The sequence below is a fragment of the Pedobacter jeongneungensis genome, assembly GCF_000633455.1.
GTDB classification, from domain to species: Bacteria; Bacteroidota; Bacteroidia; order Sphingobacteriales; family Sphingobacteriaceae; genus Pedobacter; species Pedobacter jeongneungensis_A.
Window position 1 is genome coordinate 1 of record NZ_AYMG01000019.1, and the last position, 23897, is coordinate 23897.

The following is a 23897-nucleotide window of genomic DNA, read 5'->3' on the forward strand; positions in this document are numbered from 1 at the left end:
TCGGCTGAAAAAGCCTTCTCGTAATTACGACTGCGGTAAATATTAAGCGCCAATCTCTTCGAAATTGGTCGCTGTTGCCAGATATTTCCAATTCGCCATATCTCTTTGTACATCTGCAATTTTAGCATCCGCAACCTGATAAGCATCAGGCCCAAGGAATAAATGCAATGGCGGATTTTCGCTTTTTGCAGCTTCAATAATAACTTCAACCGCTTTTGCCGGATCGCCAGGTTGTTGGTTGTTGATGTCGTTTTGGTGTGCAGCCTGCGATTCGCGTACCTCTTTATAAGCATCAATTGGCGAACTTGGCACTGCTAGTGATCCTTCTGTTAGAAACGCCGTTCTGAAATAACCTGGTTCTACCACTGTTGCTTTGATGCCCAGTGATTTTACTTCAGCCGCTAATGATTCCGTAAAGCCAACTACTGCAAATTTTGTGGCACAGTAGATTCCGAAGCCTGGGAAATTCCCTGAAAATCCACCAATCGATGAAATATTGAAAATATGCCCCGATTGTTGTTTTCTTAATTGAGGAAGCACTTTTCTAATTACGTTTAACGAGCCGAAAACATTTACGTCAAAATTTTCTCGCGATTCTTTATCGCTTAATTCTTCCAATGCGCCAACCATGCCATAACCAGCGTTGTTTACCACTACATCAACCTGACCAAATTTGCTAATGGTTTGACTCACTGCAGCTTCTACACTGCCTTCGTTGATCAAATCAACGCTTAACGGTAAAAAGTTTTCGTGTTCACCAACAGCTTTGATTAAATCATTTAAATTTCTTGAAGTTGCGGCAACATTAATGCCGTTGTTTAATAATGTTTTTACTAGGGTTAATCCCAGACCTTTGGACGCGCCCGTTACAAACCAAACTTTTTGATTTTCCATGATATTGTTTTTTAGAATGAAATGAATTGATTGGAAGGCAGTCCCAAAATACTTCGGAACTGCAGCCGTTTTGAATGCTAATTCGCCATTAGCTTATAATTTAATTGTCGAAATCTGTCGAAATCGTGATGGCTTTCCAGTCCTTAAACTCTTTTGTTAAAGCCTCAACCTTACTGTTTGCCCTTTGAAAAGCATCATTTCCTAATAGTAAATGTACCGGTGGATTAGGCATACTGGCCAGCGAAATCATGGCTGCAGCTGCTTTTTCCGGATCTCCAACTTGTTGGCCATCCATTTTTAAATACTTATTGTGTATTGCCCTTACTTCTTCATATTCTGCAATTGGGTTTGCAGCCAATGTTAGTGAATCAGGAGTTAAAAAACTCGTTCTGAAAGCTCCTGGCGCAACAACAGTTACTTTTACCCCAAATTCTTTAAGGTCTTCGGCCGATACTTCCGATAATGCAATAACCGCCGATTTTGTTGCAGCGTATATTGCCCAGCCAGTTGCGCCAGCAATGCCTGCAATAGATGCAATGTTGATGATATGCCCTGAGTGTTGTGCTCTTAAATAAGGTGAAGCTTTTCTGATTACATTTAACGTTCCGAAAACATTAACATCAAAACTATTGCGTGTTTCGGCATCAGTTAATTCTTCTATGCTGCCTCCGATGCCATAGCCAGCATTATTGATTACCACATCAATCCTTTCGAATTTTGCAATGGTCGCTTTTATTGCGTCCTCCACACTTTGTTCATCAGCCAGGTTAACAGCCAGTGGAAGGAATTTTCCCGTATCTGCATTTACAGCTTTTTTAAGCTCATCAATATTTCTTGAAGTAGCCGCAACAGACTGGCCAGCTTTCAATAATTGATTTACTAAACTTAATCCTAAGCCTTTTGAAGCTCCGGTAATAAACCAAACTTTTTTCATGCCCATAATTTTCTTCTTTTTCTTTATACAAAATTACAGTACAAATAGCTTCAGCCTATTACGTCAATCAAACTTATGATTACGAAATTCAAACAATTCTATAAGAAGTAGGGGTATGGTTGGTCAGTTTTTTGAAAAAGTTGTTAAAATGGGTCGGTTCTTCGAAGCCCAGGCAATAACCTATTTCCGATATGTTCCAGTCCGTATGTTTTAATAAAGCCTTTGCTTCGCTCAATAAACGTTCCGTAATGTAATTTGTGGTGGTTTTTCCGGTAGTTTCTTTGATCGCCCTGTTTAAATGGTTTACATGTACCGAAAGTTGCGCTGCATAATCTTTAGCCGAACGCATGGTGAGCCTTTGTGTTGTGGTTTCAATGGGGAACTGGCGTTCCAGTAGTTCCGTAAAAACGGAAGTAATCCTGGTATTGGCATCTGTATGTTTAAATAAACTTTCTGATGGCTGCGTTTTTAAAGCAAAGTGAGTAATCTCGGTAATGTAATTCCGAAGGAGGTCATACTTATAGATATAATCTGTATTGATCTCTTCAAACATTTTGGCAAAAATAGCCTCTATCTGTTTGTCCTGTTGTTCATTCAATATATATGCAGGTTTTCCGCCAGGGGTAAACATGGGTAAATCGCCAATGTTTCCACGGATCTTTTCCGTAAAAAAAGCTTCTGTAAAAATACAGAAATAACCGGTTACATCACTTTGTTTTCCACTGGCCAGTTCCCAGGTATAAGGAACCAGGGGATTGAAAAAAATCAGTGCCGTTCCGTCTATCTCGATACTTTTATCGGCGTAATGGTATACATTATGACCACGGGTAAGACAGATCTTATAATAATCCCTGCGGTTGTAACTCATCGGTTTTGAGTCGTCCCTTAAACAATCTTCCAGTTTAAAAACGTTAAAATGCCCAACGCCATTCTGTAGATTATCCGGCATGAAACTAAATTTGTTCTGATAAAAATCTTCTATGCTTTCTGGTTTGTTCATAAATCAAAGTTACAAAATTCAAACGTAAAACAAATAATGTGCTTTTATCTGTTGATTAAAACAAGTCGTAAATTAATTTACTTCAAGTAAAAGGAGATTCTGATGATAAAATAATTTGTCATTAATATACCGATTGGTATATATTTGTATCGTCAATTCAGAACAACATGACTAAAGCAGAAAAAACGAGAAATTTCATTGTAGAGAAAACCGCGCCGATTTTTAATATGAAAGGTTATGCAGGTACTTCTTTGAATGACATTACGGCTGCTACAGGTTTAACCAAGGGTAGTATTTATGGCAACTTCGCCAATAAGGATGAAGTAGCACTGGCAGCTTTTGATTATAACCTGAATAATGTATCAAGCAGGATAGAGGCTGAAATGAATCGTCTGCCCAGTATAAAAGATAAACTTTTAGTGTACATCGATATTTATCAGAAATTTATTGATGGTTCGGTGTCTGAAGGGGGCTGCCCGGTTTTAAATACTGCAATTGACGCCGATGATACCCATCCCGAATTGCGGGGAAGAGTGTTAAAAGCTGTTTTAGACTGGAAAAATAAAATTGCTAAACTGGTTGAAGCCGGGATTGCCAATAAAGAAATCAATGTAAATCATAATCCCGAACAAATTGCCTTAACCATTATTGCCATGGTAGAAGGAGGAATCATGATTTCTAAACTAACATTAAAAACCGAATACTGGAACCTCATTATGGGCTCTTTAAAAAAATATGTAGATAGCCTCGGCTAAAAATTTTTAACCAAAAATATACCGATTGGTATTTTAATATGGAAAGAAAAAGAACAATAACCTGGGATGATCCCATGAAAGGTGCAAAAGAAGCCATGCAAATGGATGGAATTGCTTATTTAAAAGCAATGAGTGATAACAAATTTCCTTTGCCGCCACTTTTACATACGCTGGATTTCAGCGTTAGTATAATTGAAGCCGGAAACGTAGTTTTTGAATTTACACCACAGGAATTTCATTATAACCCGATTGGTACTGTACATGGTGGCGTAATCACCGCCATTTTAGATTCGGCGATGGGCTGCTCAGTACACTCGCTTTTACCTGCCGGGAAAGGTTACACTACTTTGGAGCTTAAGGTGAATTTCCTGAAAGCCATCACCATTAAAACTGGAAAATTAAAAACCATTGCTAAAGTGATTAACCTGGGTGGCCGGACTGCTTTGGTAGAAGCTCAATTACTTGATGAGAATGATATTGTTTACGCTCATGCCGTGAGCACCTGTTTAATCTTAAAATTTTAAAAAAAAATATAAAATGAAAACTTCACAAAATACTGTTTTATTGATCGGCGGAACTGCCGGGATCGGTCTAGAAATCGCAAAACAATTAACTGCTTTAGATAATCACGTGATTATTACCGGCAGAAACCAGGAAAGACTGGATGCAGCTGCTGCATCACTACAAAATGTAACTACCATTCTTTCTGATGTAAGTAAAGCCGGAGATGTAGATCAATTGGTAGAAAGGATCAAAGTAGATTTTCCTCAGTTAAATATCGTAATCAACAATGCTGGTAGGGCAATTCTTTATAATTTAGCAGACCAAGGTCAGGATGCTTTTGCAAATGCAGAAGATGAAATGTTAACGAATTATCTGTCAATCATCAGGATCAATCAAAAATTATTGCCTGTTTTATTAGCGCAAGAATCATCTGCTATAGTAAATGTATCTTCAATTGTGGCTTACGTTCCTGGTATTACATTACCAACTTATGCCGCCAGTAAAGCAGCACTTCATTCATACAGCACTTCTTTAAGGTTAAGTCTGGAAGAAACATCGGTAAAAGTTTTTGAATTGATGCCTCCATTGGTAGATACCGAATTCTCAAAAGAAATCGGCGGACATAATGGTATCAAACCATCTGTTGTGGCTGATGATTTATTGGCTGCTTTGGCAAATGATGAATATGAGATCAGAGTGGGAGACACTGCAAAAATTTATGAACTTTTCAGGCAATCACCTGTTGATGCATTAAACGTAATGAATGCCAGCAGAAGGGCCAATATTGATTCGGTTCAACATTAACCGTAAATAGACAGGCAAGGATTTTCCTTTGCTTTTATTATGACATTTTTCACCGCAGGAATGCTTACTTTCGCGGCAATAAGTGTAAAAACTCAAATGATCAGCCATATTGCATGGTTTGATCATTTTAGCTTAGTGACTAAAAAAAATAAAATGAAAAGAGTAGTAGTAACAGGTTTAGGTGCAATAACCCCGCTTGGCAATACTGTTGAGCAATTTTGGCAACAGATTTTAGCTGGTAAAAGTGGCATTGGCCCAATTACAAAATTTGATTCGAGCAAATTTAAAACGCAATTTGCAGGTGAAGTGAAGGGGTTTAACCCTGAAGAATACCTGGAGAAAAAAGAGATTAAAAAGTACGATCTGTTTACCCAGTACGCTATCGGTTCGAGTGATCAGGCGATAAAAGATGCGGGATTGGATTTCAGCACCATGAACGATGATCAACTGGCAGAAGTTGGAGTAATCTGGGCAACCGGAAATGGTGGTATTGGTACTTTTGAATCACAGTTGGAAGAATTTCATGCCGGAGATGGAACACCAAGGTTCAATCCTTATTTCATCCCGAAAATGATTGTGGATATCGCCGCCGGAGCGATTTCTATCCGTCATAAATTACGCGGACCAAATTATTGCACGGTTTCGGCCTGTGCATCATCAAATACCGCGATTATCAATGCATTTGATACCATCCGTTTAGGAAAAGCAAGTGTAATGATTGCTGGTGGTTCTGAAGCAGCGTTGACCAAATCATCAGTTGGTGGCTTTAATGCTGCCCAGGCTTTATCTAAAAACAATGAAGATCCTCAGGGTGCTTCTAAACCTTTTGATAAAGATAGGGATGGTTTTGTGATGAGTGAAGGTGCCGGAGCTTTGGTTTTAGAAGAACTGGAACATGCTTTGCAACGTGGTGCTCATATTTATGCTGAAATTGTTGGCGGTGGAATGGCTGCTGATGCCTACCACTTAACCGGAACACCTCCGGATGGGATTGGTGCTGCATTGGGTATGAAAAATGCACTAAAAGATGCCAATATTACTGCTGATAAAATTGATTATATCAATGCGCATGCTACCTCAACCGGTTTGGGAGATTTAAGTGAATTAAATGGGATCAATACTGTTTTTAATGGCTTACCGGTGATAATCGGTGCTACTAAATCGATGACAGGTCATTTATTGGGTGCTGCAGGAGCCGTTGAAAGTTTGATCAGTATTCTTGCAATCAGGGATAATGTGATTCCGCCTACCATTAATACTAAAAACCTGGATGAAAATATCCCGAAAGGATTAAATATTGTATTAGGCCAACCGATTAAAAAGGAAATCAATTATGTATTAAATAACACTTTTGGTTTCGGTGGACATACGGCGAGTACGATTTTTAAAAAGTATGAAGCCTAGTTAGATTTATAGATCGTATATAATAACAATGATTTACTTTACTGGTCTTAGCGTCCCGCTAAGACCTTTTTATTGCGATTTGTTTTGCCACGGATGCACGGAAAACACGGGAATGGAAAACTCCAATTCTGTCATTCTGAACGCAGTGAAGAATCTTTTTAGCTAGAGCAACGGAACGCAGAGATTCTTCGTTGCACTCAGAATGACAAAATCTTATATAAATTCGTCATTTCTCGACTGAAACGCAGTGGAACGGAGAGATCTATCTCGAGACAGATTTCTCGGCTCCGTTGCACTCCGCTCGAAATGACGATTCTATTTTAGTTGTGTCGATGGGTGGAAAACCAATGCCTGATGAACCACTAAACCTACTTATCCATCAATAAATTAACCATTTCCTTTAACTCTTCTACTTCTAATTCGAGTTTTTCGATGCGGTTTTCCAGTTCGGTGGTATCAAATTGTGGCGCTGCGATGGTTTCAGTTTCTGATTCCGTGGTGGTTTCTGCCTGCTCGCCTAAAAGGTGAACAAAACGGGCTTCCTTTTGTCCGGCTTTTTTAGGCAGTTGTTTTACGAATGCAGGCTCATCATCTGATAGTTTTTGAAGCTGTTCCAAAACTTCTTCTATACTTTCAAATTCGTATAATCTGCCTGAGTTGCTGTTGATTTCGCCTGGTGTTAATGGGCCACGTAAAAGCAACAGGCAGATAATGGCCAGTTCTGAAGGTAATAATGGATAAACTATCGCTAAATTATGTTTGTATTTGGTTGCGCGGCTCGATCCTCCTGTGGCGGTCGAGATCAGGCCTTTTATTTTAAGTTGGTTTAAAGTGAGGGTAATGGTTTCCTCATCGTAATTTACCACTGGATTTCTGGAACTTTTTTGATTACAGGCAGCCGTTAAACTGTTTAAAGTCATCGGATAATAATCAGGCGTGGTGCGGCTTTTCTCTATTAAAGCACCTAAAACGCGTTGCTCTTCTGCAGATAAATCGGGGAGTGGTTTTACGTTGTCCATTTTATAAAAATATAAATTGAATGAACATTATGGAAATTATTTTGTTAATGTTTTATTTCTAAGGAGTTATCTTAAATGTTAACGATAGAATAATTCTAAATTTCTGATTTACTACCATTTGAGCTATAGAATTACGAACTTAGAAAAACATCCTAAAGCTAATCTCATCCAAATATGAAACCTTCTGATCAAAAACCAAATCAGGGCGACAGCAGGCGCGATTTCCTTAAAAAAAGCTCCGTAATTACGGCCATTGCCTTAACACCGGGCATCGCGGTTAAAGCAGCTGAAAATAATGCTGATGAACGTTTTGCTGAACTTTTTGAGAAAATTCCCTTAAATCTGACTGTAAATAATAAAGCGTATAAAGCATTGGTTGAACCAAGGGTGACACTTTTGGATTACCTGCGTGAAGAATTGCACTTAACCGGAACCAAAAAAGGCTGCGACCACGGTCAGTGTGGTGCATGTACCGTACATGTAGATGGACAGCGGGTAAACTCCTGTTTAAGTTTAGCGGTGATGAATGAAGGAAAGAAAATTACCACAATAGAAGGTTTGGCCGATGGAGATACGTTACACCCTATGCAGGCAGCTTTCATTAAACATGATGGTTTTCAATGTGGTTACTGTACATCGGGGCAAATCATGTCGGCAGTGGCCTGTATCCGTGAAGGACATACTAGTTCGAGGGCGGAAATAAGTGAATACATGAGTGGCAACATCTGCAGGTGTGGTGCTTATCCGAATATTGTTGATGCCATTGTTGATGTGAAGGAAGGAGGGGCAACGGTATGATCAATTTTCAATATTTAAGAACAACTTCGGTCAAATCGGCCATTGCGCTATTGTTAAAAGATAAAAACGCCAAATTTTTGGCTGGTGGTACCAATCTGATCGACCTGATGAAAAGAGGGGTTACCGCACCCGAAAAGCTCATTGATATCAATCATGTTCCGTTAAAACAGATCGAACAGATAGGAAATAAAATCCACATTGGCGCTTTGGCTACCAATACGGCTGTTGCAGATCATGCTTTGATAAAAGAGAAGCTGCCATTGCTTTCATGGGCTTTACAGGCTGGTGCTTCAGCACAGTTACGGAATGTGGCTACAGTGGGAGGGAACATGATGCAGCGTACCCGTTGCGGTTATTTTTACGATACCGAAATGCCTTGTAATAAACGCCAGCCGGGTACAGGTTGTGGTGCGATGGAAGGTTTTAACCGCATGCATGCCATCTTTGGAACTTCCGAAAAGTGCATTGCCGTTCATCCAAGCGATATGTGTGTGGCCTTAACTGCTTTAGATGCTGAAGTGGTGCTAGCCAATGGTAAAGGTGAACGTAAGATAGCCTTTAAAGATTTTCACCGCCTGGCGGGAGATACGCCACAGTTGGATAATAACTTAAAGGCCGATGAAATGATTATCCGTGTAGAAATACCGGTGAATAATCTCGCTAAAAACTACCATTATTTAAAAGTACGCGATCGTGCTTCTTATGCTTTTGCCCTCGTTTCGGTAGCAGCGGCATTTGAACTGAACAATAATAAAATTACCGATATCCGTTTGGCTATGGGCGGTGTTGCACACAAACCCTGGCGTTTAACGGCATCCGAAAATTTCCTGAAAGGAAAAGAAGCTACTTTATCGAATTTCGAAAAGGCAGCAGAATTAGCCATGACGGGTGCCAAAGGTTTTGGTGAAAACAATTTTAAGCTTAAACTGGCTCCAAATACAATTATCGAGGCGTTAAATCTTGCAAAATCGAAAGCTTAGTTATGGAAAAGAAAATTTTAAAAGATGATACCGATCGTGTAGATGGAATTTTAAAGGTTACCGGACAAGCTAAATATTTTGCAGAATACGAACTTCCTGGTTTAACTTATGGCGTATTGGTAACCAGTACCATCACCAAAGGAAAAATTACCGGACTTGATACCAGGGCAGCCGAAAATGCCCCTGGTGTAATTGCTGTTGTTTCGCATTTAAATAAACCATCGGCAGCCGCTTACGAGCAGGAGGGTGGTCCGCAGATGAAAATCTTTTATACTGATAAGATTTTTTACAATGGGCAACCCATTGCCATTGTGGTGGCCAATACCTTCGAAAGGGCAACTTATGCAGCTTCTTTAGTAAAAGCAACTTATGCCAAAGAAGAATTTAATACCGATTTTGCAAAGGCTTTAAAGGATCCTAAAGCAAAAAAACTGCAAGGGCAGGCCGATTATAAACGCGGTATAGAAAATGCTTATAAAACAGCTGAAGTAAAACTCGAAGAGCGGTATTTTTTACCGATTGAAACGCATAACCCAATGGAACTGCATGGGATTATTGCCGATTGGCGTCCAAATAATCAGGTTACCGTTTATGCAAAAACCCAGGGTGTAAAAGCCACTCAGGGTACTATTGCCAATGTTTTTAAAATTCCGATGGAAAATATACAGGTAAATTCGGAGTTTGTTGGTGGTGGTTTCGGTATGGCTTTACGTACCTGGCCATTGGAAATTGCAACGGTAATGGCTTCCAAACATATCGGTAAACCAGTAAAGGTGGTCATTACGAGGATGCAGATGTTTACCATGGTGGGTAACCGGCCCGCCGCCATCCAAACCATTGGTTTGGGGGCAGATAAAGATGGAAAATTAACAGGTATCACACACCGTGCTTATGGCGAAACTTCTACTTATGAGAATTTTACCGAAGGTGTAGTAAACATGGCGAAGTTTATGTATCAATGCGATAACGTAAATACTTCTTATGCCATCGTTCCTGTAGATCTTGGAGTACCGATCTGGATGCGTGGTCCTGGTGAAGCAACCGGAGCTTTTGCTTTAGAAAGTGCGATCGACGAGATGGCGCATGCTTTAGATATGGACCCTTTGGATTTTAGGATCAAAAACGATCCTGAAACCGATCAACAAAAAAACAAACCTTTTTCAAGCAAGAATATTAAGGAAGCCTATAAAATCGGTGCCGAAAAAATAGGCTGGAGCAACCGGAAAAACAAACCTGGCAGCCTGGTCGAAGGACCATGGCAAACAGGTTATGGTGTAAGTGTTGGCGTATTTAACGCCAATAGAGGAAAAGCCAGTGTAAAGGGAGTTTTAAAGGCAGATGGATCGTTGCTTTTACAAAGTGCAACAAGTGATATCGGCCCGGGTACCGGAACCGGAATGACTTTAATTGCCAATAAACTGATGAAGATCCCTGTAAATAAAATTACTTTCGAACTGGGTGATTCTTCTTTGCCACCTGCTCCAAGTCAGGGTGGCTCTGCTACCTTATCTACCGTGGGTTCGGCTGTAAACGATGTTTGTGTGGCTTTAAAATCGGCCATTGCCGAGCTGGCAGCAAATTCGAACATGGATGCAACAGCTAATTTTGTTGAGGTATTAAAAAAGAACAATTTACCTGCTATAGAGGTAACTAAAGAAAGCCAGAGTGGCAAGGAAAAAGATAATTATTCGATGTATTCCTTTTCGATCCACTTTGTACAGGTAAAAGTTCATGCTTTAACGGGTGTGGTAAAAGTGAGTAAAATTGTTTCTGTCGGCGATTCGGGTACTATTGTGAGTCCGAAAACAGCCAGGAGCCAGATGCTGGGTGGTGCGGTAGGCGGTATTGGTATGGCTTTGACCGAAGAATCTATTATTGATCACCGTTACGGAAGATACATCAATAACAACTTTGCCGATTATCACGTTCCGGTAAGTGCCGATGTACCAGAAATTGATGTCAACTTTATCAACAAACCCGATCCTTATATCAACCCTATGGGTGCAAAAGGAATGGGCGAAATTGCTTTAATCGGTTTTTCGGCAGCGGTGGCCAATGCGGTTTTTAATGCAACCGGAAAAAGAATCAGAACGTTGCCAATAACGCCTGATAAGGTATTGGCTTAGGTTAGTTTAGATCTCGCAGGCTTTTAAACGATACAATCGTTTAGCTATCTATTCGATCCTTCGGAAATGAGCGTAAGCGTTTTTCTAGCTTAAATCGTACTACGGTACTCGTTATAAACGAGGATTATAGAGCGTTTTAACTCAAGAGGCAGGTTTTGCGTTAGGGATTGTAAGGGTTCAGTGCCGATTTTTTATCGGTACCGGAGCGAAGCGTAGCCCTGAAAAGCCCGACCCAATCCCGTATTTCACGGGATTAGGGAACGCCCATATTAGTTTCTAATTATCAATTGGCAATTTCAGTTTACCTTTCCGTTTAGATGTCGTAGTTTTTTAAAACCTGAGAGGCCTGTAATTGCAACAATATGGCACCTGTTGAAATGAACCCGCGCTGACAAAGCATAATGCTTAATCTTCTAGCTTTGAACAAAATTTAAATATATATGATAGCTGCAAAAGGATACGCTGTTCACAGCCAAACCGATAAATTGGCTCCATGGAATTTCGATAGAAGGAATGTTGGGCCGAAAGATGTATTAATAGAAATTTTATTTAGTGGCATCTGCCATTCTGATATCCACCAGGTAAGGAGCGAATGGGGACCAGCAAGATATCCGATGGTTCCTGGACACGAAATTGTTGGCCGCATTACTGAAGTGGGATCAGCGGTTACTAAATTCAAAGTAGGCGAATTAGCAGGGATTGGCTGTATGGTAGATAGCTGTAAAGAATGCCCTACATGCAAAGGCGGTCAGCAACAGTTCTGCGAGAAAGGCGAAACTGTTTGGACTTACAATAGTGTAGAACGCGATAAAACCACACCAACTTATGGCGGTTATTCGAACAAAATTGTTTGTACGGAAGAATTTGTAGTGCATGTTTCAGATAAATTACCTTTAGCAGGTGTTGCACCATTATTATGTGCTGGCATTACCACCTATTCGCCAATTAAGCGTTGGGGAATTACAAAAGGACATAAAGTTGCGGTTTTAGGTTTGGGTGGTTTGGGCCACATGGCGGTTAAATTTGCGGTTGCCTTTGGTGCCGAAGTAACGGTTTTAAGTACCTCTCCCTCAAAAGAGGCGGATGCGAGAAATTTAGGAGCGCATAACTTTGTGATTACCAAAGATCCTGAGCAATTGAAACAATATGCCAAACATTTCGATTTCATTATCGATTCGGTATCTGCACCGCATGATTATGAGATGTATTTCAAGTTATTGAACGTGAATGGAGTACACATTTGCGTTGGCATTCCTGCAGAACCTATAAAATTCCCGGGCTCAGGCTTGATGCAAGGTAACAGGGTTTTAACAGCTTCTAGCATTGGTGGGATAGAAGAAACACAGGAAATGCTTGATTTCTGTGCAGCACATGATATTGTTTCGGATGTGGAAGTAATTAACATCAACTACGTTAACGAAGCTTATGAACGCGTACTGGCCAGTGATGTGAAATACCGTTTCGTAATTGATATGGACACATTGTAATACCGTTAAAGAAGCCAGTTTTTTGAGCCTGGCTTCTTTAATTATGACTATTCAGGTTTCAAAAAATCGATATTTCTTTTAGGTTCCGCTACTTTAGAATCACCTAAATACTTATTATTCTTTTATGAGTTGTATTTTATAAGAAGGAAAGTAACTATCACTGCTAACAACATGAAGATTTTCAATAATTGATTGGGAAATTATTAATCTATCGAAAGGGTCATTGTGGAAATGATCAAGTTTGGAGAGTTGCAATAGGTGGTTTAATGTAATTGGCAAAGTATCAAAACCACTTTTTTCTATAATATTGAATATTTCCTCAACAGTTGAATTTAAATTTAACCTACCTAAAGCATATTTGATAGATAATTCCCAATAACTGGCTATACTTACAAAACATTTATTATCTGAGTTTTCAATATGACTTTTGATCTTTTTTGAAAGTTTATTATCATTAGTAATAAACCATATTACAATATGAGTATTAAGTAAAAGATTCATTATAAATAATTTTCAAAGCCTTCAATTGGATCATTAAAGTTGTCCTTCATATTGATTAAACCTTTTGCTAAGCCTGCTTTTCTCTTTTTGGTATTATTCGCAGATTGTTCTTTAACGATTAAAGAATCGATGTAATCTGAAACCCGTTTTTTTAATTCAGTAGGTAAGTCAGCTAGTTTTGTATATAATTGAATATCAGTCATCATATCAAATATAAAAAAAATATTTATGACTATTCAGGTTTCAAAAAATCGATATTTCTTTTAAGTCCCGCATATTTGGTACGTTTTACTGCTGATCCTTTAAAAACCTTTTTAAAAACATCATCTGTAATTTCAGTTAAATCTTTTGCATTCAGATCCAATAAACCATTTTCAGGTTTAAAAGCACTTTCATTGTGCGCCTTCGAAAAACGGTTCCAGGGACAAACATCCTGACAAATATCGCAACCGAACATCCAGTTGCTCATTTTATCCTTAAACTCTTTAGGGATTTCATTTTTAAGCTCAATGGTGAGGTAAGAAATGCATTTAGTGCCATCTACAACTTGAGGGGCAATAATAGCATCAGTAGGGCAGGCATCCAAACAGCGGGTGCAGCTTCCGCAATAATCGGCCTGATATGGATGGTCGTAATCCAATTCCAAATCAACAATCAGCTCGGCAAGGAAGAAAAAAGAACCATTGGTTTTACTGATCAGGTTAGAGTTTTTTCCGATCCAGCCAATTCCCGATTTTTTTGCCCAGGCACGGTCTAATACCGGGGCCGAATCTACAAAGGCTCTTCCCGAAACTTCTCCGATATTTTCTTCTATAAAATGAGTGAGTTCCTTTAGTTTCTCTTTGATTACAGTATGGTAATCTTGTCCGTAGGCATATTTAGAGATTTTTGGTGCGTTCGGATCTGATTGTTTTTCTTCTGTATAATAATTTAACGATAAAGAAATTACCGATTTGGCGCCTTCAACCAAAAGTGTCGGGTCGAGGCGTTTATCGAAATAATTTTCCATGTATTTCATTTCGCCATGGCGGTTTTGATTGAGCCATTTCTCTAACCTTGGTGCTTCTTCTTCCAGAAACTCGGCTTTAGAAATGCCACAGGCCATAAAACCCAAACGAAGGGCTTCATCTTTAATCAATTGGCTATATTTTGCAGAATTGTTGTACACCGAACTACAAAGATAAGGCTTAGGATTTAAAACATTTTCATTTATCGCTTGTTCTAAATACAGAAACTAAATTAATTGATTATCGCGCTTCCTGATCTGGATTTTACCTGAACGGAAGGGCTTTTTAAAGATAAGATATGGAAAACATCGATCCACAACATACGGAATCAGGAGAAGCTCCTAAGCCGATTGAAAAAGATTACGAAAGTCATAAACAAGATCCAGGACCGGCAAAACCAGCTGTTACCGAAAAAGATGAAAATGGTGGTGGACAGGCCCTGAAATGGGTACTACCAATAGCCGTTATTATTGGCCTGATCATCTGGTTTATAATGCGAAAATAATTAGCTTTAGATTAAAATGAAAATGCCGGCTCATTAATTTGACCGGCATTTTTTATGGCTGTTATTTTAAGAGTTTAACCTGATAAAGGTCTTTCCTGCGGTCTTTCAATACTTTTACTGTTCCGTAGTGGTGTAATTCGTCCAATAAGTGTAAATCAACATCTACTACCAAAACCATCTCTGTATTTGGCGTAGCTTCAGCTTTAATGGCATTGGTTGGGAAAGCAAAATCAGATGGTGTAAAAACCGCCGATTGCGCAAACTGAATATCCATATTGTTTACTTTCGGTAAATTACCTACACAGCCGGCAATGGCTACATAACATTCATTTTCTATTGCTCTGGCCTGTGCACAATGGCGAACACGCGTATAACCGTTTTGTGTATCTGTTAAGAAAGGAACAAAAAGGATCTGCATGCCTTGGTCAGCGTAAATACGGCTTAATTCAGGGAATTCTACATCATAACAGATCAAGATACCTACCTTACCACAATCGGTATCAAAAACCTGAACCTTATCCCCGCCAATCATCCCGTAATATTTCTGCTCATTGGGGGTAATATGGATTTTTCTGTATTCATCTATTTTACCTGTGCGATGACAAAGGTAAGTGGCATTGTAAAGTTTGCCATCCTCTATCAGTGGCATGCTACCTGTAATGATATTGGTATTATAACTTAATGAGTATTCGTGCATTTTTTGTACAATTTCTTCCGTTTTTTCGGCAAGCTTGCGCATGGCCTCAATTTCCGGCAGGTGATTGTAAGGTTGGAGTAGCGGGGTATTAAATAACTCGGGAAACATCACGAAATCCGATTTGTAGCCACTCAGCGCATCAACGAAAAATTCTACCTGCTCATAAAATGCCTCCATATTAGGAAATAAACGCATTTCCCATTGTACTAAACCTAAACGGATGGTCATTGCAGAGCGGGCAGAAGCATCTATGCCTTGATAATAAATATTGTTCCACTCAATTAATGTGGCATATTCTTTAGATTCTTTATCACCCGGTAAATAGTTCTTTAATACTTTTCTTACGTGAAAATCATTGGAAATCTGAAAGGTAAGCGTTGGATCGTAAATTTCTTTAGATTTTACCTTATCAATATACTGCCTCGGACTCAATTCATTTGCATATTCATGGTATCCGGGGATCCTGCCACCAGCGATAATACTTTTAAGGTTTAAACTTTCGCAAAGCTCTTTTCGGGCTTCATATAACCTTCTTCCTAAACGCAAACCTCGAAATTCAGGGTGAACGAAAATTTCGATACCGTAAAGCGTATCCCCATTTGGATCGTGCGTAGAGAAGGAATAATCTCCTGTAATTAGTTTGTAAGTGTGACGGTCTCCATATTCATCATATTCTACAATAATGGCTAACGAACAGGCCACCACCTTATCATCAACAGCAATACAAAGTTGTCCTTCAGGAAAAATATTTAAAAGTTTGGCAATACTAGATTTTGGCCAGATGGAACCACCCATACTGTCGTAAGCCTGAAGCATAGATTCTTTTAAATCTGCGTAATCTTCGAGCGTTAGTTTACGTAATTCAATATTCATAATGTTTGATTTCTACTTTAATGAACAGAAAAAGGGCTTAAATGTTCAGATGGATTTTATTTTTTAGTAAATGGTTCAGAGTAGATATACTTTCGACAGCAGTACAGTCGCGAAATCTTTCAAACAGGGACTCTGGGTTAGCCGCGTTTCGTCATTCCCAACCCGATAGCTATCGGGTTGATTGGGGATCTTAATGCTTTACTCGGGTGCATTAAGATTCCCGCCTGTGCGGGAATGACGGCTAATTTTTTCTAAGTTTTTATCCTTTCGACTGGATCGGAAAGACTCAGCCTTTTAAATAAAAATCAAAGATCTCACCAGACGCTCGAAATGACGGCCTAACTAGGAATAGCAAAGATGTTAAAACAACTTCCCCGTTTGACCCGGATAATTCTTCTTTAAATGTTTATAGGCTGCTTCAGTAACCTCCCGGCCCCGTGAGGTACGCATAATGTAACCTTCCTGGATCAAAAAGGGTTCATAAACCTCTTCAATAGTGCCTTCATCTTCTCCAACGGCAGTTGCAATGGTTTTTAAACCCACCGGACCACCTTTAAATTTATCGATAATGGTAACCAGAATCCTGTTATCCATTTCGTCTAAACCGTGCTCATCTACATTGAGTGCATTTAAGGCATAACGGGCAATTTCGGTATCGATATTTCCATTTCCTTTTATCTGTGCGAAATCCCTTGTTCTCCGTAAAAGTGCGTTGGCGATACGGGGTGTACCGCGGCTACGGCGGGCAATTTCGTAAGCACCTTCATCGCTGATCGGTGTTTTTAATATCTCAGATGACCGTAAAACAATTGTCGTTAATAATTTGGCATCGTAATAAGCTAAGCGGGCATTAATACCAAAACGTGCCCGTAATGGAGCGGTTAACAAGCCGGAACGGGTTGTCGCGCCAACAAGCGTAAAAGGATTAAGGGATATCTGCACCGAACGGGCATTAGGGCCGGTTTCGAGCATAATATCGATCTTAAAATCTTCCATGGCCGAATACAGGTATTCTTCTACCAGGGGCGATAAACGGTGAATCTCGTCAATAAAAAGAATATCGCCTTCATCTAAGCCTGTTAACAAGCCTGCTAAATCGCCGGGTTTATCTAAAACAGGACCAGAGGTTACCTTAATGCCCGTAGCCATTTCGTTGGCGATGATATGTGAAAGAGTGGTTTTACCCAATCCCGGAGGGCCATGTAAAAGCACATGATCTAAAGCTTCTCCACGGAGTTTTGCTGCCTGAACAAAAATCTTCAGATTCTCCATCACTTTTTCCTGTCCCGTAAAATCTTCAAAAGCCTGCGGCCTTAAAACCCTTTCAATATCACGATCGGTAGGGGTTAAGTTGTTTGCTTCAGGATCCAGATGCTCATTCATACAGCAAATATAAAATTAAATGCTAAAAAAATTAGGATTTTTTAAATTTATCCGAAACTACCAGATCTTTTGAGCCCGCTGTGTATTTATAAAAGCCTTCGCCGCTTTTGGCGCCCTTTTTACCTGCAGCAACCATATTTACCAGTAAAGGGCATGGCGCATATTTCGGGTTGCCAAAACCATCATGCAGTACTTTTAAAATGGCCAAACAAACATCCAGACCTATAAAGTCGGCCAATTGCAATGGACCCATGGGGTGAGCCATTCCTAATTTCATTACGGTATCGATTTCGTAAACACCTGCAACGCCTTCGTAAAGCGTGTAAATGGCTTCATTAATCATTGGCATTAAAATGCGGTTGGCTACAAAACCAGGGTAATCATTTACTTCTACGGGGACTTTCTCGAGGTTTTGAGAAAGCGACATAATGGTATTGGTCGTCTCATCACTGGTGGCATAACCGCGGATAACTTCAACCAGTTTCATTACCGGAACAGGATTCATAAAATGCATCCCGATTATTTTATCTCCTCTGCCAGTTACTGCAGCAATCTGCGTAATGGAAATGGAAGATGTATTAGAGGCCAGAATGGCATGTGCGGGAGCATGTTCATCTAAATCCTTAAAAATTTTAAGCTTAAGTTCTACATTTTCGGTTGCAGCCTCTACCACTAAATCGGCATTTTGAACGCCGTCTTTTATTGAAGTGTAGGTAGTGATATTGTGAAGCGTAATGTTTTTCTGCTCTTCGGTTAAGGTACCTTTGGTAATTTGCCTGTCGAGGTTTTTGCTAATCGTTTCTATGGCTTTATCTAAAGCAGATTGGTTAATGTCGATCAGGTTTACCTGATAATTAAATTGTGCAAAGGTATGGGCAATACCGTTTCCCATTGTACCAGATCCTATAACTGCGATTTGTTTCATCTTTTAACGGATTTAAAAAAGCGAATTTACTTATTTGTAACTGAGTTACGTTAATCTTTGCTTATTATAAAATTGAGTCGATTTAAATGTTTTTGATTGGTGAATTTGTTGTTTTTGTTGTAATGTTTTAACTTTTGAAGTTTGTTTTGATTTTTTTTTATCTTTTTTACGGTTTTTTTGAATAGTGTTTTAGTTGTTGAGTCGGTTTTTTAGTTAAAATCTAATGTTTTTTGTACTTTTTTTATCTATTAATAAAAAATATTTAAATATTCTGTTAAAAAGGATCATTTAACATTGTTAAAACGATTTATCGATACAAAATATCTGTTCGTCGTTTCTTAAAATTTTAGTTGTTGCCATTCTTTTTTATTAGAGGCTGAATTATTAATCACCGCATTTGTTCGTAACGGACCGGATCTCCTCTCATTTTCCGTGTATGGTGAAAAATTTAACTAACCATTTTACATGTTTCAATTAAAGCTGGGCATTGGCTTCTGTTGCGATTCTTGTTGTGATTAATTTTTCAGACACATTATTAACTTATTAAACTAAAAATGTAAATGAAAAGAAAACTACTAAAGTGTTTGTTGTTCTTTATTGTTTTGCTGGCAACCAAGGTTTCGGCGCAAGAAAGAACCGTTACCGGGGTGGTATCGGCCAAAGAAGACGGCTTACCACTTCCCGGGGTAAGTGTAAAAGTGAAAGGAACAAACAATGGCGTAACCACTGGGGCCAACGGAGTTTATTCCATCAAAGTATCATCGGGTGTTCAAACCCTTGTATTTACTTTTATCGGCTACAAAACAAGAGAACAGAATGTGAATGCCAAAAACCTTGACATTACGCTTGAATCTGATGTAAACAGTCTGGATGAAGTGGTAATTGCAGCCGGAGGTATTAAAAGAACGGCCAGAGAGCAGGGGTATGCTTCTACCAGGATAGATAACGAATCGTTAACTGCTGGTAAATCGCCAACCATTGCCGGAGGTTTGGTAGGTAAAGTGCCGGGTTTGCAGATTAACGCTGTTGGTAGTGGCGTAAACCCAAGTTACCGTTTGGTATTGAGGGGTAACCGCTCCATTACCGGTAATAACCAGGCGCTTATTGTATTGGATGGTGCTGTAGTACCAAATGCCATTTTAGGAAATTTAAATCCCGACGATATTGATGATATCACCGTATTGAACGGTGCAAGTGGGGCCGCTTTATATGGTTCTGATGCATCTAACGGTGCCTTGATCATCACCACCAAAAAAGGTAAAATCGGAACACCAGTAATCAAAGTGGCTAATACCACAGTATTGGAACAGGTGAGCTACTATCCCTTATTGCAGAACCGTTTCGGGTCTGGTTCAACTTCCGGTGCACAGGTGTACGATCCGATTGAAAACCAGCAATATGGTCCGGCATTTGATGGAACTTTAAGAGCAATTGGCCGTGTAACCGAAAGCGGTGCGCAACAGTACACGCCTTATTCGGCTACCGATGATAAATATGATTTTTGGAAAACAGGGGTATCTAACCAAACCGATTTTTCTATTTCATCCGCTGATGAAAAATCATCAACTTACTTATCTGCACAGTATTTAGATGGATCTGGAACCACGCCAAAAGATAAATACACCAGGGCAGCCATAAGATTTAATGGTTCGCGTAATTTTAGTAAAAGATTTACGGCAAATTATAATGCCAGTTATACACAGAATAAGTACGATATTACCAGTGTGACTTCTACAGTTTATGATAACCTGTTAAATACACCTGCACAGATACCTTTATTGTCGTATTCAAACTGGCAGGATGCAACGGGCTGGGGGAATCCTGATAGTTATTATAATGATTACTATAAAAACCCTTACTGGTCTATAGATAATTACAGGCAAAATACCACCAACGATTATTTGACCGGATTACTGGAGTTGAAATATAAAGCGGCTGATTGGTTGGATTTTACTTACAGAGCTGCTATCTCTAACCGTTACTACAGGAACAAGAATAGTACCACAGGTTATAATTATACGCAATACACTTTAGATCATTCTGCTAAAACAAACCAAAGCAGTGGGGTGAGTGATGAAATGCTTAACACGAGTAACTTTAGTACCGACTTTTTTGCCAATATTAAAAAAGATGTGAAAGATTTTTCTTTCAATGCTTTGCTTGGAACATCTTTAAAAAGTTATGTCTATAAAGATCTTAATGCTTCAGGCAGTGGTTTGCAGGTAAGTGAACTGTATAATTTGGGTAACATTACCGGAACACCATCTGCTGGTGAAGCGAATTACAATACGCGTCAATACGGGGTATGGGCCGATGTAACTGTTGGTTATAAAAAATACCTGTACGTGCATGTAACAGGCAGGAACGATTGGGTTTCGGTGCTTGCTCCGGCAAACAGATCATTTTTCTATCCTGCAGCAGATGTATCGTTTATCCCGACTGATGCTTTTAGTTTCCTGAAAAACAGTAAGGTTATAGATTACCTGAAAATCAGGGCAGGAGTTTCAAAAGTGGGTAACGTAAACGTGGGTAATACTACAAATGGTGGCGCTTACTCACTGCAATCAACCTTCGATTCTCAAACAGGTTACGGTTATGGCACAGGTTATACCCCTAATAATACTTTAGTGTCGAATAATCTGAAGCCAGAAATTACGACAGGTTATGAAGGTGGTGTAGATTTTAGATTATTTAAAGGTTTAGTTGATGGAACGGTAACCTATTATAATACCAGCTCTACCGGGCAGGCCATTACAGCTGGCGTTCCGGTAACTACAGGTTATAACTATTACCTTTTAAATACCGGCGAATTAACTAACGAAGGTTTGGAAACGGCACTGCACTTTACGCCGATTAGAAAAGGAGACTGGAAATTAACGCTTGGTGGTAACTATACTTATAATAATAACAAATTAGTATCGCTTTCTAACGACTTAACCCGTATTGGGGTGAGCAACAGTTCAACCATTTTTGGTCAGGTGGGTAGTGTTTATCCGGTAATTATCGGGTCTGATTATATCCGCGATTCGGAAGGCAGGGTAGTGGTTGATAAAAACACTGGTTATCCTGTAGGAAAAACGGAAGGAAATATTTTGGGTAATACCATTCCTAAAAACAGATTAGGGCTCGATTTTCAACTTTCATACAAAAGTTTGACCTTATCTGGATTGTTTGAGTACAGGTCTAACTATGTACAATATAGCACGGCAGGTTCTACTTATGACTTTTCTGGTTCATCGGCCAGAAGTGCTTATTACAACAGAGAAAAGTTTGTTTTTCCTAATTCATCATATTACGATTCGGCCAGTGGAACTTATGTAGCCAATAACAGCGTTACTGTATCAGATGGCGGTGCTGGCTTTTGGACGAGCAGCAGTTTGTATTCAAGTGTAACCAGTAACTATGTGTATTCGGGAAATTACTGGAAATTAAGGGAGCTGGCATTGGCTTACAAACTTCCATCTTCAGTATTACGCAATGTGAAATTTATTAAATCGGCAACAATCAGTGCGCAGGGTCGAAATTTATTTATCTGGTTGCCAAAATCGAACGAATATGCCGATCCTGATTACAGCAATAACGGATCAGACAGTAACGCTGTAGGTATTACTTCATTATCACAGACGCCTCCAACAAGATATTATGGCGGAACTATATCATTAACTTTCTAATGAAAAGAATTATGAAAAAATTTTTAAAATTAACTGTCCTTTTAACTATCATTTTTGCCGCTCCTGGCTGTAAAAAAAGTTACCTGGATATCAACGAAAATACCAATTCGGCAACTTCTTCTTCTCCAGAACTGGTTTTGCCTGCTACCTTAAACAATACGGCCTCAAATTTTATTACTTACTTTAATTATGGTGCGTGGATGGCCGGTTATCAGGCCAATGCGGGTGGTTATTCTTTTTCCGGATCGACTTTTTTTACCTATAACTGGAACTCCGGAACAAATAATGGCCTTTTTAATAGTGCGTTTTCTGATTTAAGAAGTTATCAGTATATCATTACTTCAACTTCTGGCGTAAGCAAATATGTGCTGTTTAATGCTGTTGCAAGGGTAATGAAATCCTATTATTATCAGATTCTGGTAGATGAGTATGGTAATGTGCCCTATACAGAAGGTTTAGCTGGTGTTGATAACCTTACGCCACATTATGATGATGCAGCAACGATTTATAAATCGTTGGTAACAGAAATCGACGCTGCCATTGCACAGCTTAAAGCCAATGGATCGAGCACTGTGGTAAAAGCTTTAGGTTCGGCAGATGTGATGTTTGGAGGCGATGTTACCAAATGGATTCAATTTGCAAACAACATTAAATTGCGCATTTTAACAAGGGCACAGGATGGGCCTTTAGCTTCTTTCTCAGCTACTGCTTTTGGTACTTTTTCTTCAGAAGGTTTTTTAACCAGTGATGTACTGATTGATCCAGGTTATGTAAGCACAAGTGCGCGTCAAAATCCGCTGTGGAATACTTATCATTCAACCTACACAGGTAGTAATGGCGCTTATGCAGCTCAGCAAATCCCAACAAAATGGATTTTTTCTTTTTATAACGGCACAAAACTAAGCGACGCCACACGTGGTGCGCTGATTTATAAAAATTATGCGGCTAACACTACACCAACCAATCAATTGGGCAACGAAAGCAACGTACCTTCGTGGATTTCTGGCTACCCGGCCTGGTATATTGGTACTGGAACAGCTTTAAGTGCCCCTGCAGCACAGGGAATAATAAAGAGCAGGGTAATGGGGCAATTGATTATGCCAGCTGCCGAAACTTACTTTTTGCTTGCCGAAGCAGCTTTAAAAGGTCATACTTTATCAGGTGATGCAGCAACCAATTTCGACAACGGGATCAGGGCATCTTACAATTACCTTCAAAAATCGGGTGCAACCACTACATCGGCTACCAGTGCTGTTTTGGATGCCTATCTAACAGCTTATAAAGCAGCAAATTCAGGCAGCTATCTCGTTAACTACAGTTTGGCAACTACTGCAGCACAACGTTTGGAAGCCATTATTACACAAAAATACATTGCCCTTAATTTTGTAAATGGTTTCGAAGCCTGGCAGGAATATAAAAGAACAGGTTATCCGGCTATATCGGGCACGGCAGCAACTACAACTTTTGTGTCGTTGCAGTCATCGGCTACAGCAGCAGACCGCTTGCCTGTACGAAACCTGTATCCAACTACAGAGTATAATTTAAATCCGAATGTTCCCACTGGTTTGAACGCTTATACTTCAAAAATCTTTTGGGACGTAAATACTAACTAGTTTTTAGATATGAAAAT

21 protein-coding genes are annotated in these 23897 nt (G+C 39.4%); 11 read left to right on the plus strand and 10 right to left on the minus strand.

What is annotated here, in order from left to right; genetic code table 11:
* Positions 1-42: 42 nt before the first annotated feature.
* From U859_RS0117750 to U859_RS0117760, 3 genes are all read right to left on the minus strand, one after another.
* Positions 43-894 (minus strand): SDR family oxidoreductase, encoded by an 852-nt coding sequence (locus tag U859_RS0117750; RefSeq protein WP_025144673.1) that lies wholly within the window; start codon positions 892-894, stop codon positions 43-45.
* 100 nt (positions 895-994) lie between these two features.
* A complete protein-coding gene (locus U859_RS0117755) occupies positions 995-1828 on the minus strand; it encodes an SDR family NAD(P)-dependent oxidoreductase (protein WP_316931575.1) in 834 nt (277 codons plus the stop codon).
* An 88-nt stretch (positions 1829-1916) separates the two neighbouring features.
* On the minus strand, positions 1917-2828 hold the full coding sequence (locus tag U859_RS0117760; RefSeq protein ID WP_025144675.1) for a helix-turn-helix domain-containing protein: 912 nt from the start codon (positions 2826-2828) through the stop codon (positions 1917-1919).
* Between the two features lie 167 nt (positions 2829-2995).
* Between U859_RS0117760 and U859_RS0117765 the strand changes: the two genes are divergently transcribed.
* The 4 genes from U859_RS0117765 to fabF all read left to right on the plus strand — a co-directional run bounded on the left by U859_RS0117765 (position 2996) and on the right by fabF (position 6295).
* Positions 2996-3583: a TetR/AcrR family transcriptional regulator gene (locus U859_RS0117765; RefSeq protein WP_025144676.1), complete on the plus strand. Its 588-nt coding sequence runs from the start codon at positions 2996-2998 to the stop codon at positions 3581-3583.
* Between the two features lie 38 nt (positions 3584-3621).
* Positions 3622-4107 carry a PaaI family thioesterase gene (locus U859_RS0117770; protein ID WP_025144677.1) on the plus strand — a complete coding sequence of 162 codons (486 nt, stop codon included), beginning with the start codon at positions 3622-3624 and terminating at the stop codon, positions 4105-4107.
* A 13-nt stretch (positions 4108-4120) separates the two neighbouring features.
* The gene (locus tag U859_RS0117775; protein ID WP_025144678.1) at positions 4121-4891 is read left to right on the plus strand and encodes an SDR family oxidoreductase; all 771 of its coding nucleotides are present in this window, start codon (positions 4121-4123) and stop codon (positions 4889-4891) included.
* Positions 4892-5044: 153 nt separating this feature from the next.
* A complete protein-coding gene (gene fabF, locus U859_RS0117780; protein ID WP_025144679.1) occupies positions 5045-6295 on the plus strand; it encodes a beta-ketoacyl-ACP synthase II in 1251 nt (416 codons plus the stop codon).
* A 368-nt stretch (positions 6296-6663) separates the two neighbouring features.
* Here fabF and U859_RS0117785 read toward each other — a convergent pair whose 3' ends face one another.
* Positions 6664-7314 carry a YceH family protein gene (locus tag U859_RS0117785; protein WP_025144680.1) on the minus strand — a complete coding sequence of 217 codons (651 nt, stop codon included), beginning with the start codon at positions 7312-7314 and terminating at the stop codon, positions 6664-6666.
* Between the two features lie 174 nt (positions 7315-7488).
* Between U859_RS0117785 and U859_RS0117790 the strand changes: the two genes are divergently transcribed.
* The 4 genes from U859_RS0117790 (at position 7489) to U859_RS0117805 (ending at position 12705) form a co-directional block, all read left to right on the plus strand.
* A complete protein-coding gene (locus U859_RS0117790) occupies positions 7489-8112 on the plus strand; it encodes a (2Fe-2S)-binding protein (RefSeq protein WP_025144681.1) in 624 nt (207 codons plus the stop codon).
* On the plus strand, positions 8109-9092 hold the full coding sequence (locus U859_RS0117795) for an FAD binding domain-containing protein (RefSeq protein ID WP_025144682.1): 984 nt from the start codon (positions 8109-8111) through the stop codon (positions 9090-9092). Before U859_RS0117790 ends, U859_RS0117795 begins: the two co-directional genes overlap by 4 nt.
* A 2-nt stretch (positions 9093-9094) precedes the next feature.
* On the plus strand, positions 9095-11218 hold the full coding sequence (locus U859_RS0117800) for a xanthine dehydrogenase family protein molybdopterin-binding subunit (RefSeq protein WP_025144683.1): 2124 nt from the start codon (positions 9095-9097) through the stop codon (positions 11216-11218).
* A gap of 440 nt (positions 11219-11658) precedes the next feature.
* The gene (locus tag U859_RS0117805; protein ID WP_025144684.1) at positions 11659-12705 is read left to right on the plus strand and encodes an NAD(P)-dependent alcohol dehydrogenase; all 1047 of its coding nucleotides are present in this window, start codon (positions 11659-11661) and stop codon (positions 12703-12705) included.
* A gap of 114 nt (positions 12706-12819) precedes the next feature.
* On the opposite strand, the gene U859_RS0117810 is transcribed toward U859_RS0117805, so the two are convergent.
* The 3 genes from U859_RS0117810 to queG are packed head-to-tail and all read right to left on the minus strand — an operon-like array spanning position 12820 to position 14374.
* Positions 12820-13206: a type II toxin-antitoxin system VapC family toxin gene (locus U859_RS0117810; RefSeq protein WP_025144685.1), complete on the minus strand. Its 387-nt coding sequence runs from the start codon at positions 13204-13206 to the stop codon at positions 12820-12822.
* On the minus strand, positions 13206-13412 hold the full coding sequence (locus tag U859_RS0117815; protein ID WP_084153104.1) for a DUF2281 domain-containing protein: 207 nt from the start codon (positions 13410-13412) through the stop codon (positions 13206-13208). Before U859_RS0117815 ends, U859_RS0117810 begins: the two co-directional genes overlap by 1 nt.
* A 26-nt stretch (positions 13413-13438) precedes the next feature.
* Positions 13439-14374, minus strand: a complete 936-nt coding sequence (gene queG / locus U859_RS0117820) for a tRNA epoxyqueuosine(34) reductase QueG (protein ID WP_025144687.1) — start codon at positions 14372-14374, stop codon at positions 13439-13441.
* Positions 14375-14511: 137 nt separating this feature from the next.
* Here queG and U859_RS0117825 point away from each other — a divergent pair, with 137 nt between their 5' ends.
* Complete coding sequence (locus U859_RS0117825) at positions 14512-14718, plus strand: hypothetical protein (RefSeq protein WP_025144688.1); 207 nt, start codon at positions 14512-14514, stop codon at positions 14716-14718.
* A gap of 61 nt (positions 14719-14779) precedes the next feature.
* Here U859_RS0117825 and U859_RS0117830 read toward each other — a convergent pair whose 3' ends face one another.
* From U859_RS0117830 to U859_RS0117840, 3 genes are all read right to left on the minus strand, one after another.
* Complete coding sequence (locus U859_RS0117830; RefSeq protein WP_025144689.1) at positions 14780-16288, minus strand: bifunctional GNAT family N-acetyltransferase/carbon-nitrogen hydrolase family protein; 1509 nt, start codon at positions 16286-16288, stop codon at positions 14780-14782.
* 360 nt (positions 16289-16648) lie between these two features.
* Positions 16649-17671, minus strand: a complete 1023-nt coding sequence (gene ruvB, locus U859_RS0117835) for a Holliday junction branch migration DNA helicase RuvB (RefSeq protein WP_025144690.1) — start codon at positions 17669-17671, stop codon at positions 16649-16651.
* A 31-nt stretch (positions 17672-17702) separates the two neighbouring features.
* Positions 17703-18596 (minus strand): 3-hydroxyacyl-CoA dehydrogenase family protein, encoded by an 894-nt coding sequence (locus U859_RS0117840; protein ID WP_025144691.1) that lies wholly within the window; start codon positions 18594-18596, stop codon positions 17703-17705.
* 560 nt (positions 18597-19156) lie between these two features.
* Between U859_RS0117840 and U859_RS0117845 the strand changes: the two genes are divergently transcribed.
* A complete protein-coding gene (locus U859_RS0117845; protein ID WP_025144692.1) occupies positions 19157-22267 on the plus strand; it encodes a SusC/RagA family TonB-linked outer membrane protein in 3111 nt (1036 codons plus the stop codon).
* An 11-nt stretch (positions 22268-22278) separates the two neighbouring features.
* Positions 22279-23880, plus strand: coding sequence for a SusD/RagB family nutrient-binding outer membrane lipoprotein (locus U859_RS0117850; protein ID WP_029985916.1), 1602 nt, complete (start codon positions 22279-22281; stop codon positions 23878-23880).
* Positions 23881-23897: the final 17 nt, after the last annotated feature.